The sequence below is a fragment of the Massilibacteroides vaginae genome (assembly GCF_900178525.1).
In the GTDB taxonomy this organism is placed as follows: Bacteria; Bacteroidota; Bacteroidia; order Bacteroidales; family Tannerellaceae; genus Massilibacteroides; species Massilibacteroides vaginae.
In genome coordinates this window covers 1,161,210-1,173,794 of record NZ_FXDJ01000009.1, presented here as the reverse complement: position 1 = coordinate 1,173,794, position 12,585 = coordinate 1,161,210, and the positions used below count along the sequence as shown (strand labels likewise).

The window sequence follows — 12,585 nt, the reverse complement described above, 5'->3', positions numbered from 1 at the left end:
TGTGGTAAAGTTTTTCTATATATATAGAAAAAGGAAAATAAACTATATGCGCAAACATATATACTATCTGTTCTTAAAAACGATATAAGCAATTTTCAGGCTGAATATTTAGAGATTATCATTAAGTTTGCAGGTTCAGCCTTAAAATCAATAGTTAATGAAAAAGCCGATTGTCCTTTTATTCTCATTTATCGTCTCGCTGTGTTATGCCCAAGAGCATAGGGAAGCCGTGGTTTCTTTCGAAGACGCCTACAAACGGAAGTACAATATAACACGTATAGACGAGGGCGAGCATCCTTCTATCGATGGGAAATTGGACGAAGCTCTTTGGAAAGAACGGGGCGAATGGTCTGCCGAATTTTCGCAGGTAACACCTTACGAACGGGCAAAAACACCTTCGCCCACGCGAATCAAATTATTTTACGACAATAAAAACCTGTATATCGGGGTGTATTGCAAAGACGACCATCCGGACAAAATGAACGCTTTTATCGGGAACAGGGATGATAACAGCAACGGAGATCTGGTTAGCATCGCCTTTGACACCTATCATGATTTCAGGGCTGCCCCGGAGTTTAATCTAAATCTTGGCGGCAACAAAACCGACCTGGTGGTGACCGATAAGTTGTCGGTTAACCTGAGTTGGAACGCGATATGGGAAGGTAAAACTCACATAAACAAAGAAGACTCGTGCTGGACAGCCGAATTACGCATTCCTTTCAGTCAGCTTCGTTACAACACCAAATCAGAAAATGACGTATGGGGGCTGCATGTGCGTCGTATCATCAGACGAAACAACGAGGTGCAAAACTGGAGTCTTATTCCGCTCAAAAACAACGGACATGTTTTTTCGTTCGGAGAAATGCACGGCATGAAAAACCTGCCTAAGCCCAAGGGAATAGAATTTCTGCCATACACCATGGGAAAATACCGGAACGAACCGCGGATAGCAGGCAGTCCGTTTCAGAAAGGAGACGAATGGAAAGGCGGCGTCGGACTGGACGCTAAGCTCGCCCTGAATGATTACACAATGGACCTAACCATCAATCCCGACTATGGACAGATAGAATTGGATCCATCGGTTATGAATCTGTCTGCTTATGAAACTTTTTATGACGAAAAACGCCCATTCTTCCTCGAGGGCAAACATATTCTGGAATTTGCCAACGAAGCGGATATGATGTTTTACAGTCGCCGTATAGGGGCCATGTCGTCTTATCGCCCGAAAGAGATAAACAATATCGACAGCTATTCCGAAACACTGGCCAATGTGCCGATTATCGGCGCGTTGAAGCTGACCGGAACAAACAAGAAAGGACTGACTATCGGACTTATGGAAAGCATTACGGCACAGACCTCCGCCAAAGTGATGCGTAACGGCGAATACAGCAAAGAAGTAACCGAGCCGCTAACCAATTACACGGTTGCCCGTGTACAAAAAAACTGGGACGGCAATACCCTTTTAGGTGGAATGATCACCTCCGTAAATCGTAATCTTGATCGCGACCATTTAAAAAGTGAAATGATAAATAATGCCTATACGGCAGGGATAGACTTTACGCAATATTTTGCGAATCGGTTATATTATGTCGAAACAAAGGGTATGTTCAGCTCATTGCATGGTTCGGAAAAGGCTATTCTGAAAACAAAAACAAATGCCGCGCATTATTATCACAGAGAATCGGGCACTTCTTATCTGGACCTCAACCCCGAAAAGAAGTCACTACAAGGAACCGGAGGATACGTAAAAGCCGGTAAAAGAGGTAACGCGCAATGGAATTACGCGCAGACATTCAGCTGGTCATCTCCGGGATTTGACCTGAACGACGTAGGTTACATGAAGCAAGCCGATTTCCTTTACAATGAATCGGAGATCGCCTTTAGGAGAACCGATATATTAGGGCCATTCCGCTATCTGGCACTAAACCTGACACAGAAAAACACCTGGAACTACGGGGGTGATCTTATAAATAACGACATCGCATTCAGGTGGAGAAGCCTTACTACAAAACGCCGTTTCAACGTCGATATCAAAGAAACGTTTAGCTGGAATACAATCGACAGCCGCATTTTGAGGGGAGGACCGGATATGCGTTATGGCGCGAATTTCACAACAAGTGTACTCTTTAATACAGATCAGGCTAAAAAGGTGGTTTTGAAATTTCAATACGACGGGAAGCACTTCCCAAGTGAAAAGTCGGCCTATAATCTGATAAAGCCAAGTCTTATATTCCGCCTCGGCAATCATGTTCACCTGACCGGACAGTTTGATTATGCTTGGAACAAAGACAACCTGCAATACGTAGCCGGCGTTCAACCCGAAGGAAGCAGCGATACCCGCTACATCATAGCACACATGAAGCAACGCACCTATGGCGTAACATTGAAGGCACAGGTAAATATCACGCCGGATTTATCAATTCAATACTATGGTTCTCCGTTTACGTCCATCGCAAAATACGACCAGTTCAAAATGGCGGCAGACACCAAGTCGCGCAACTACGACAATCGCTTTAGCGTTGTCGGAGAAAAGGAGATCAACTATTCCGAAAACAACTACCTTGTTGATGGCGAGAAGGGAAAGTTCAGCTTCAGGAATCCGGACTTTAGTTTTAATGAATTCCGCTCTAACCTGGTTGTCAGATGGGAGTATCTACCCGGCTCAACCCTCTATTTCGTATGGGAAAACAGCCGTACCAATCGTGACGACCGGTATCGTTCGGGTTGGAATAATAACTTAGACCGGTTGTTCGGGCTTTCAGCCAGCAACACGTTGGTTATGAAAATCAACTATTGGTTCGCGCTGTAAGGAAGATTAAATATATTTCAACAAAAGAACAGGCGCTAACAACTCTACTTGCTTACCATCGATTTTTATCAATCCTTCGTCCGTCATTTTCTTCAGTTCATTGGCTAAGGCAGGACGCGTAACGCTCATATATTCCGCCAATTGGGTTTGATTGTGATCCATAACGGCGCGGTTATTGTCTCGCTTGTGGTCAAACAGATAATAAATAAAACGGCTGCGAATGCTTTTATAGGATAGAATACGAAGCCTACTTACGGTGCAGGCTGTACAATTGCCGCTGATACGGAGAAAGTTCTTCAACAACCCCGGTTCCGAACTGATCAGATCAAACACGGAATCTCTGCCGGCCTTGAGCAATAGCCCGTCTTCGACAGCAGTGAATGTTGCCGGAAAAATATTATTCCCACTAAAGAGATGCGGAGTAGCAAACGCGCGTGGCGCAACGATATTCTCTACTTTTACGTTGTTTCCGGAAACATCTACAATGTTGACCACCAGATTGCCTTCCAACAAAATATACATGTGATTGCAGACCGTATCCTGCCGGATAACGGTATCTCCCTTTTTTAACGTGTATACAGAATAATCCAGCTTATCTAATAAGTTTTCTTTAAATTCATCCGTCATTCCGCTAAATAACGGAATTTTATGAATCATATTAATCTGTCGCTCGGTAAGGAAATATTGACTATCCATCTGCTTTCTTCTGATATTATAAAAGCAAATATATAATGATTCCTTAGAATAATGAAATTAAATACTTTAGTTCGAATAAACGTGAATGCTATTTGCGGCAGAAGGCAGGTAATTTACACCAATCCAAGTGATCATTAACAGCAAAAAAGCGAAAGGAAGCATCCATAATGTAAACTTAGCATGAGACGGCTGCAAGCGCATGTGGATATAAACCAAATAGGCAGCCGAAGTAACAAATGCCCAGGTTTCTTTGGGATCCCAAGACCAGTAATGCCCCCAGGCTTCTTTTGCCCAAACAGCTCCCATCAGCATTCCCAGCACAAGAAAACCAAAGCCTATATACACAACATTGTCGGTTAAACGGTAGAGGTTATCGTCATGCACACCGTTCGACTGATTTTTCAATAAAATGAAAGAGGCTATTGTTGCCGCTCCAAGCATCGCGTAGGAAAGTATATAAACAGTAACATGAGGAACAAACCAATAGCTCTGCAATGCAGGCATCAGATTGGTGGAATGTATCTCGGGCTTAAAAATATTCACACAAACAAAAACACAGGCAACGACTACCGAGAAAGACAGTAGCCAGGCATATTTCCAATGTTTATAAGTAATATAGCCAATAGTGGCTAAGAAAAAGGAATACCACAGCCGGGTTTCGCCTATGGTACGCAGCGGAGGACGTTCCTGTCCGATCCATAAACCTACAATAAAAGCAGCAAAAATCAGTATGCCTACAATCATCAGAAGCCCGGCGAATTTTCGTCTTCTACCATTATAAATCAAACTACCTGCGCCAAGCCAACAGCCCATAGCGGGCAAAGCAAACCATAAAAACTCATCCCAGGTCATACTTCTTTCCTCCTCTTTTTATTTCCCGACCAAAGTAAACAAACAGATCCGGCAGCCAACAGGATTATTCCCGCGTAGGCCGGATAAATCCAAGGATCATAAACCAACTCCAAACTACTGTAGGTCGACATCTTTCCGGCATCATTGTCATAACCATATTGGTAGATTGTCCAATGCCCCACCCGAAGCGGTTTATTGACTTCCAGCAGTGTATGATAGGTTCCGCCCTCTTCTGTATAAACTTCGATGTCGGATATAAATCGTTTGGGTTCAGGCTTTGTCATTACTACACAGTACTGTTCATCCAACGGTAACGTCATATATAACTGTGCCAGATTTCCACCACACACCCATCCGGAATAAGTTGATCCGGTAATTCTGTTCGTAGCGGTTATGCGTGCGGCAGGGGTTGATCCCGGCATGGGTACTTCATGGTAAGTGCTGTCGCTATTACGAATAGCCTGATGAATATACTCTTCTAATTGAATATCCCAGTCCACCAGCTTACCTTCGGGTCTCTTATCGTCAATAGAAAAGAACTCCGGCTCTCCCAACGGCTGAGGTTCTCCGCTTTCGCGATCTATAACCGTAAGTTTTGGCGGATATTCTTCCATATCAAAGTCATTCAGCTGAACAGCAACCGGAAGTTCCAGCACTTCATCCGTTTCGCTGTATACGCGCCACTCCGTTTCGCCTTCACGAACATGCATTACATAACGCCTTGTATCAGCAGCACCCAGTCCCGAAGCAAAGAGCAACACCCATAAACCGATATGATTCAGGTAAAAGGCATAATCTTGTTTACGAAACACAAGCATACGGCGAACAATCAGTGCTCCCAATGCAAGAAGAGTTGTAAGATAGAGCAAGACAAAGGCCCAAGAAGTAGTCATTTGCTTAAAGCCAAGACGAGTAATTATCCCCGTATCATGCGGATCAAGCCGGGCAAACTGCGGAGTAAGTCCCATGATCAGCGTAAAGAGCAGCAAAGCCCCTATACAGCTAACAGCAAACGGAACACCCGAAAACCATTGGTAAAAAGCCGTTTTCCGGGCAAGGGAAAACACGCCGAGAAAAAGAAGTAAAACAAAACCTACAATAAGATTTACGGGATATTGTAAAAAGAAAAAATCAAATGGCCCGGTCAATAACTGAAGTGCAAACCCTATAATAGCAATTCCCCCGACAAAGGCTAAACTTTCTTTATACTGCCAGGGGAATTGCCACATCATTCTTTTATCATTCTTCATTTTATCCGGATATTAAAGCGCGGCTCTTAGTTTACCTTCACCCTTCGCTTTCTCTACCCATTTCGGAACAACTGTTTTTATCCAGTTTTCTTTCTTTTCTTTTAGCGTTTTCATATCCAGACCAATATATGCCTGTGCTTTGTCTTTCGTTGAAATATCGGGCATGTTTATATCTGTAACACCATGTTTGAAGAGAACTCTTTGCAACTCTAACTGAGCTTGTAGGCTTCTATCCAATCCGTGTGCAAGAATTCGTTGTGTTTCTACAGGTGCATGGAAAGATGCTCCATGAGAAGCCACGGCAAAATCCCAACGCCACTGCGCCTGACGAAGCAATTGTAAAGATGCAGCCATATCGGTTTCTGAAGCTCCGTTATCCCAGGCCGCTTTAGCCATGATGTGTGCTTTACTTAGCTCTTGCTCGATTCTGTTTCTTATTTCTAATGCTTTATCCTGATACTCGTACACATAATTACGTAGGTTTTCTTCGCTGTCACGATGACAAGTCTGACACGTATTTGATACATTCTTAAGCGGACTCATTACCTGATGATTGGAATACTTAATTCCACCCTCAGCCATATAAGGCATATGGCAATCAGCGCAGGAAAGACCACGCTGTGCATGAGGTCCTAATTGAAATATTTCATAGTCCGGGTGTTGAGCTTTCAACATAGGCGCCTTACTTATCGCATGCGTCCAGTCGGTGTATTCAGCAGTGTCGAAATACTTTTCCATATCCTCCACAGTCATTCCGGCATCCCAAGGGAACGTCAGGTATTTGCCATCTCCCTGAAAGAAGTATTCCACATGGCACTGTGCGCAAACCAGCGAACGCATTTCCTGTGGTGTTGCCTCCGAGATATTTTTTCCCTGTCGTTCAAACGCTTCAACCAGCGCGGGACGTGTTATCGTCAGATTCATTGTTACCGGATCATGACAGTCGGCACATCCTATCGGATTCATAACCTCCGCTCCGAGAGCACTCCATTTTGCCTTATAATAATTTTCAATTCCTATTTCATGCATTAAACGAGGAACGTCGGGGCTTTTGCATGTCCAGCAAGTTCCGGGTTGCATTTCTCCTTCTCCATTCTCTGGAGAACCGGTACGCAACGTATTACGCACATCTTCTATGGCATGCATGTGTCCGCGTGGCGCGGTATACTCACGCGAGAATGCATATCCGGCCCACAAAACAACCATTTCCGGACGTTGCTCCAGAACATCTTGAGCCATATTTCCTAAATGCTTACTTTTGAAGTCCATGTTCTGTGTCATCTTCCAGGTGTTATACTCACGCGGATAATTAACACCCCACTCTGCATTATGTGGATTAATACCGGTAATCTCTACTTTCTTATTATTAAACAAGGTAACGATTTCAGCACGTCGTTCCGTAATGGAGGCGGCCAACAAGCCAAGAACGAAAACACCGATCATGACAACGGTAAAGATCCCCCATCCTATCATGGGTTTACGTTTGATTGCTTCTGCTAATTTCTTAAACATAATTTGCTGGTCTTATTTTGTTTTACTTATTTTTTTTCATCCTTTCTTTGAGCCATTCCGGCACCGGAGATTTCGGTAAAGGAACAATCGCGTTTGGCGAAGCCGAGAGACTACTCACCTTCGTATGCGGAACATTGACATGGCAATCCCAACAGGCCTTTCCTTTGCCTTCCTTCACATCGCAATAACTGATCATACCGGTCTCGACAAACTCGGTGTTAAGCTCGGTGTGGCAGCGAATACAGTTATTCATAATCACCCCGTAACTTTCATCTCGCGGACGAATAGCTTGCGGTTCTGCCTTCAGTGTAAAGATTGCCGCGTGGTACAAGCCGTCTTTCGCTTTAAAAGCATAGCCTTTAAAAACATTATCTTGCGGAACATGACAGTCATTACATGTAGCCCATTGCGCATGCGAACTATGATCCCATGATTGATAATAAGGCGTCATGATATGGCAGTTTATACAAGCGGAGGGATCGTCTGAGAGGTAAGAATGCGCCCTTGACATATATATAGTATAACCTCCGAGTCCGACAAGGATGCCGCCCACAATGAATAATGGGAGTATAAACTGATTAGGTATATGGCTCAAGAGCTTTTTCATGCTTTCATAGATTTTTAAAAGGCAACTTGTAATTGTGCAAACACCACGTTAGAGTTCTTTGCTCCCCATTCTTTGGAATAATCCGAATAGGTATAATTCAATTGCACCCTGCATTGTGGATAAAAATAATAATTTATTCCACAGGTATAATCAAAAACATCGGCATTAACATCTTTATTTCGATTATAGTAGTCAATTTTGCCGAGCACATTTAATTTTTTAGGAATAATATAGAAAAGACCCAATGCGTAAACACCTTCTTTCTTTATGCCTCCATCGTTTCCGTTTACCCATTCTGCACGGGCGGTAAAACGTTCGGAATTATAGTCCGCGCTTAAATACCATCTGTTACGCACATGGTCATCGAGCACTTCTTCTCCTGCTTTGTAATACGTGGCTTGTCCGAAATAAGCACCTCCACCGATACGAAGTTGTTTTACCGGCTTAAACAGCAACATTCCGGCAAAGTCTCTATTGTTGTTGGTTTCGCCGGTGGTAACTCCTGTTCCCTGAAATAAACCGATTGAATACTGAATCAAATTATGATTGTCTAAAGAGATCAATTCTCCGGAAGCCATGATACCGGCATCCCGACCAAAGTTATTCTTGTTGTTTTGAGCTTTCAGCACATCATCTTCGCCGGCATATCCAACGAGATTGGCTATTGTTCTGGAGTAAGAGGCAGTTTCCAAAGTAGCTGGCACATACTGGCTTTCAAGCGTGAACGGACTTTTAAATTGTCCGACCTTCAGGTTAAACGCTTTATCGGCAGTCCACTCGCCCCAGAATTCCTGAACAGACGGATTCACAAATTCTAATAAGAAACCATATCTGAACGAATCGTTCAATTTACCGTTTACCGAAAGAAACAAGTTTTTTGCTTTCGTATCATGATGTATCTTATCTACATCCGAATACCTGTGCATTAATTGTCCGTTTCCGCCTAACTGAAGGTAAGGAGAATTAAAAAGCTTTCTGAATGGCTGTTCCTGAGAAAACGCCGTACCACCTAAAAGGAATAATAAAAGAAAAATGGCTAACCTGTTCATGGTACAATATTTTTGGGGTTACATTTTAGTTTTCAGTCTACAAAGAATGTGTTTTTCCATCAAATAGAGTGTAATATTTATTACACTTACAGGAAATATAGATTATGTTATTTTGTTATCTTTCCGAATAACCGGAATATATTGATCATTCAATGCATACTATTATCTTTGTGGTATGGGAAAGAATAAATTAGCAAAGTTTGACGACATGGCGGAGTATCCGCATGTTTTTCAATATCCCTTTTCTGTTCTTGAAGCCGAAGGGTTCGATCTGAAGGGGCATTGGCATGAACGTTTCTTTAAGAATAAAAATCCGATCGTTCTGGAGTTAGGTTGTGGAAAGGGTGAATATACCGTGGGATTAGGAAAAATATTCCCGGATAAGAACTTTATCGGGATAGACATTAAAGGAGCCAGAATGTGGAGCGGGGCGAAAGAATCGCATGAAACAGGTATGAAGAATGTTGCCTTTTTACGCACACATATCGAACTGATCAATCGCTTTTTCGCGGCAGGAGAAGTATCGGAAATCTGGATAACATTCCCTGATCCACAGATGAGAAAGGCGAATAAGCGCCTTACCTCTACCCGATTCATGAAGCTTTACAGAGAGATTCTTGCCGGAGACGGTGTGATTCACCTGAAAACGGACAGCAATTTCATGTATACCTACACCGTGAAAATGGCAGAGATAAACAATTATCCTGTTTTATTCCAAACAGACGATCTATATCATAGCGGTTCTGCCGATCCGATTCTGGCAATAAAGACCTACTACGAACAACAATGGCTAGACAGAGGTTTATCTATTAAATACATTAAGTTTGTATGCGAGGAACGCGAAACCCTCGTCGAACCTGAAGAAGAAATTGAATACGATGCCTACCGCAGCTTCAACAGAAGCAAACGAAGCGCGTTGGCGTCAGGCAAATAGGCAACAATACATTATTAATAAGGAAAAATATGAATATATATCCTAAACTAATCATGGACGCGCTGGAAAAAGTGCGTTACCCGGGGAACGGCAAAGACCTCGTAACCGCGGGAATGGTAGAAGACGACATCCGGATTGAAGGGATGAAGGTTAGCTTTTCCATTGTGTTCGAGAAGCCAAACGATCCGTTTATCAAGTCGGTTATTAAGGCGGCCGAAACGGCAATACTTACCTACGTAAGCCCCGACGTGGAAATTAAGGGAAATATTCGTGCCGTAGCACCGGAAATCATACGCCCAGAACCGGACGAACTTCTGCCGGATGTAAAGAACATTATCGCCATTTCATCCGGAAAAGGAGGAGTAGGAAAAAGTACGGTCGCAGCCAACTTGGCCGTAGCACTTGCCGGATTAGGGTATAAAGTAGGTTTGTTGGATGCCGACATATTCGGGCCTTCTCAACCTAAGATGTTTAACGTTGAAGATGCCCGCCCATTTATGGAGGAGGTAAACGGACGCGAACTTATTCAACCGGCCGAAAACTATGGCGTAAAGATGCTTTCCATCGGATTTTTTGTAAATAAAAACGATGCCATCCTATGGCGTGGTTCTATGGCAAGCAACGCGTTGAAGCAACTGATCAGCGATGCAAACTGGGGTGAACTGGATTATTTCCTGATCGACCTTCCTCCGGGCACAAGCGATATTCACCTTACGTTAGTACAAACATTGGGAATAACCGGAGCGGTTGTAATCAGTACGCCGCAAGAGGTAGCTCTTGCCGACGCGCGCAAAGGAATCAGCATGTTTACCGGCGAGAAAATAGATGTACCCGTGCTGGGGTTAATTGAAAACATGGCCTGGTTTACGCCGGCCGAACTTCCGGAAAACAAATATTACATCTTCGGAAAAGAAGGCTGCAAACGTTTAGCCGAAGAACTTGATGTGCCGCTTTTGGGACAAATTCCTATTGTACAAAGTATCTGCGAAGGAGGTGATAGCGGTAAACCCGTAGCCTTAAACCCTGATACAATAACCGGAGCCGCATTCCGCGCATTGGCCGAGAATATTGTTGTAAAGGTAGAAGAACGCAACCGCAATCAAGATCCCACACAACGGGTTATCGTGACAGTGAAGTAAAAATTCCAACAAACAGGATGATGCTATAGATTGATAAGGGCGAAAATTTTTCGCCCCTACAATTCTTTTATCCCAACCTCCACCTCTTTGTCATCCCGACATCAACCACTCTATCTAACCGACTACCCTCTTTGTCATCCCGACCGAAGTGGAGGGATCTCTGCATAGAGGATAATTAATTAACAAACAAGATAGTATGAGATCCTTCGACAGGCTCAGGATGACAGGGGAGTTTGGGGTGATTTCGATTCCGAATTGGCTTATGGAAAAGTGCGTTTTTTTATCAAAAAAATCAACTGATTTTCTTCTTTTTTTGCCCCTTTGTATATGTCTGATTATCAAGCCTCTATATTTGTCGAAAAACATAAAGGTTATTTCTTGAAAAATAAAGGATATTTTTCAAAAAATAAAGGATATATTTTTTTTTATATAGTAATGTAAAAAACGGCTTGTTTTTTTTAGAGGGAAAATTTAGGACGAAGTGAACCAATCCGGCAATAAGCCGAATTGGTTTTTACTCGTATATTAATGTAGACAAATTATTTTCCGCAAACACTTCGTTAGCCACATCAAGAAGTTGTTCTGCTGTTATGGTTCTGATCTTTTCAATCGCGTCCGAAAGTGTATCGTAACGGTTATGGTGAAGAAAGCTTTTTCCCAAACCGAGAAAAAGCCCTTCTTTGTTATCTCCGGAGACGCTTAACTGTCCTATTATTTGTTTTTTTGCGGCGGCCAGTTGCGTGTTGGTCAGTTTTGTATCCCGCAGTTTCTTCAATTCTCTATACACTAAAGAAAGTGCTTTTTGTGTATTCTTCGGATCCGTACCAAAATAAATCGAGGCCATGCCGGTATCCGTATAATTCGTGATTCCGGAGTCAACAGTATAAACCAGGCCGTTCTTCTCGCGCAGCGAAACATTCAGCCGGTTATTCATGCCGGGGCCACCAATTATGTTGTTCAGGAGAAATAAAGGCACACGCTTTGGGTGATACATATCATAGGCTTTTCCTCCGATCAAAACGTGGGTTTGATGATTGTCATGTCTTTCTTTGTGTGAAAAAACAGTCATTGATTCGGGAGCTTCTCTTTTGTGGGAGAAAGCGGGAAAAGATAAATCGGACAAAGCGGTTTCTGCCATTTTAACGATCTTCTGAAACGGTTTGCGCCCCATGGAAAAGAAAACCATATTGGACGGCACATAAAATCGTTGAATAAACGATTGTCCGGAAGATGAATTAAACGATAGAAGAGATGCCTCATCGCCTAAGATATTATGCCCGATGGTATGTCCGTTGAATAAATGATTCTCGAATTCATCGTAGATCAGTTCCGAAGGACTGTCTTTATAGGAATTGATTTCATCGAGAATCACGTCTACCTCTTTCTCTATTTCAGTCATGGGGAATTGCGAATTAAAGATCATATCGGTCAGTAATTCGAATGCCCTGCTGTAATGCTCTTCCATGAAGACGGAGTAAACGAAGGTTTCCTCTTTGGTAGTGTAGGCGTTAAGTTCGCCGCCTACATTTTCCATGCGGTTCAAAATATGCCAGGATTTTCGTTTACGTGTTCCCTTGAACAGCATGTGTTCAACGAAATGAGCCAAACCGAATTCACCCGCGCTTTCATCGCGAGTTCCTGCGTTGATCGCGTATCCGCAATAAGATACGGGTGAATCCGTAGGCAAATGTACAATGCGCAGTCCGTTAGACAACACATGGCTTAAATAGCTCATAC

General features: G+C 43.1%; 10 protein-coding genes. 3 read left to right on the top strand and 7 right to left on the bottom strand.

The window, feature by feature from the left end:
• Positions 1–157: 157 nt before the first annotated feature.
• A complete protein-coding gene (locus B9Y81_RS13280) occupies positions 158–2,809 on the top strand; it encodes a DUF5916 domain-containing protein (protein WP_085537390.1) in 2,652 nt (883 codons plus the stop codon).
• A 6-nt stretch (positions 2,810–2,815) separates the two neighbouring features.
• Here B9Y81_RS13280 and B9Y81_RS13275 read toward each other — a convergent pair whose 3' ends face one another.
• The 6 genes from B9Y81_RS13275 to B9Y81_RS13250 form a co-directional block, all read right to left on the bottom strand.
• A complete protein-coding gene (locus B9Y81_RS13275) occupies positions 2,816–3,436 on the bottom strand; it encodes a Crp/Fnr family transcriptional regulator (RefSeq protein ID WP_245832470.1) in 621 nt (206 codons plus the stop codon).
• Between the two features lie 135 nt (positions 3,437–3,571).
• Positions 3,572–4,357: a cytochrome c biogenesis protein CcsA gene (ccsA, locus tag B9Y81_RS13270; protein ID WP_085537388.1), complete on the bottom strand. Its 786-nt coding sequence runs from the start codon at positions 4,355–4,357 to the stop codon at positions 3,572–3,574.
• Positions 4,354–5,607, bottom strand: a complete 1,254-nt coding sequence (locus B9Y81_RS13265) for a cytochrome c biogenesis ResB family protein (RefSeq protein WP_245832455.1) — start codon at positions 5,605–5,607, stop codon at positions 4,354–4,356. Before B9Y81_RS13265 ends, ccsA begins: the two co-directional genes overlap by 4 nt.
• A gap of 12 nt (positions 5,608–5,619) precedes the next feature.
• Positions 5,620–7,119: an ammonia-forming cytochrome c nitrite reductase gene (nrfA, locus tag B9Y81_RS13260; RefSeq protein ID WP_085537386.1), complete on the bottom strand. Its 1,500-nt coding sequence runs from the start codon at positions 7,117–7,119 to the stop codon at positions 5,620–5,622.
• Between the two features lie 22 nt (positions 7,120–7,141).
• The gene (gene nrfH, locus B9Y81_RS13255; protein WP_085537385.1) at positions 7,142–7,726 is read right to left on the bottom strand and encodes a cytochrome c nitrite reductase small subunit; all 585 of its coding nucleotides are present in this window, start codon (positions 7,724–7,726) and stop codon (positions 7,142–7,144) included.
• Between the two features lie 14 nt (positions 7,727–7,740).
• Positions 7,741–8,775, bottom strand: coding sequence for a porin (locus B9Y81_RS13250; RefSeq protein WP_085537384.1), 1,035 nt, complete (start codon positions 8,773–8,775; stop codon positions 7,741–7,743).
• A 175-nt stretch (positions 8,776–8,950) separates the two neighbouring features.
• Between B9Y81_RS13250 and trmB the strand changes: the two genes are divergently transcribed.
• A complete protein-coding gene (trmB, locus tag B9Y81_RS13245; RefSeq protein WP_085537383.1) occupies positions 8,951–9,709 on the top strand; it encodes a tRNA (guanosine(46)-N7)-methyltransferase TrmB in 759 nt (252 codons plus the stop codon).
• A 29-nt stretch (positions 9,710–9,738) separates the two neighbouring features.
• A complete protein-coding gene (locus tag B9Y81_RS13240; RefSeq protein ID WP_085537382.1) occupies positions 9,739–10,848 on the top strand; it encodes an Mrp/NBP35 family ATP-binding protein in 1,110 nt (369 codons plus the stop codon).
• Positions 10,849–11,362: 514 nt separating this feature from the next.
• Here B9Y81_RS13240 and B9Y81_RS13235 read toward each other — a convergent pair.
• Positions 11,363–12,583, bottom strand: coding sequence for a M16 family metallopeptidase (locus B9Y81_RS13235; protein ID WP_085537381.1), 1,221 nt, complete (start codon positions 12,581–12,583; stop codon positions 11,363–11,365).
• Positions 12,584–12,585: the final 2 nt, after the last annotated feature.

Bases quoted from the DNA above. Each gene is read 5' to 3' on its own strand.
- B9Y81_RS13280 (WP_085537390.1), top strand. From the start codon at position 158: ATGAAAAAGCCGATTGTCCTTTTATTCTCATTTATCGTCTCGCTGTGT.
- B9Y81_RS13240 (WP_085537382.1), top strand. From the start codon at position 9,739: ATGAATATATATCCTAAACTAATCATGGACGCGCTGGAAAAAGTGCGT.
- B9Y81_RS13235 (WP_085537381.1), bottom strand. From the start codon at position 12,583: ATGAGCTATTTAAGCCATGTGTTGTCTAACGGACTGCGCATTGTACAT.
- ccsA (WP_085537388.1), bottom strand. From the start codon at position 4,357: ATGACCTGGGATGAGTTTTTATGGTTTGCTTTGCCCGCTATGGGCTGT.
- B9Y81_RS13250 (WP_085537384.1), bottom strand. From the start codon at position 8,775: ATGAACAGGTTAGCCATTTTTCTTTTATTATTCCTTTTAGGTGGTACG.
- nrfA (WP_085537386.1), bottom strand. From the start codon at position 7,119: ATGTTTAAGAAATTAGCAGAAGCAATCAAACGTAAACCCATGATAGGA.
- B9Y81_RS13275 (WP_245832470.1), bottom strand. From the start codon at position 3,436: ATGACGGATGAATTTAAAGAAAACTTATTAGATAAGCTGGATTATTCT.
- trmB (WP_085537383.1), top strand. From the start codon at position 8,951: ATGGGAAAGAATAAATTAGCAAAGTTTGACGACATGGCGGAGTATCCG.
- B9Y81_RS13265 (WP_245832455.1), bottom strand. From the start codon at position 5,607: ATGAAGAATGATAAAAGAATGATGTGGCAATTCCCCTGGCAGTATAAA.
- nrfH (WP_085537385.1), bottom strand. From the start codon at position 7,726: ATGAAAAAGCTCTTGAGCCATATACCTAATCAGTTTATACTCCCATTA.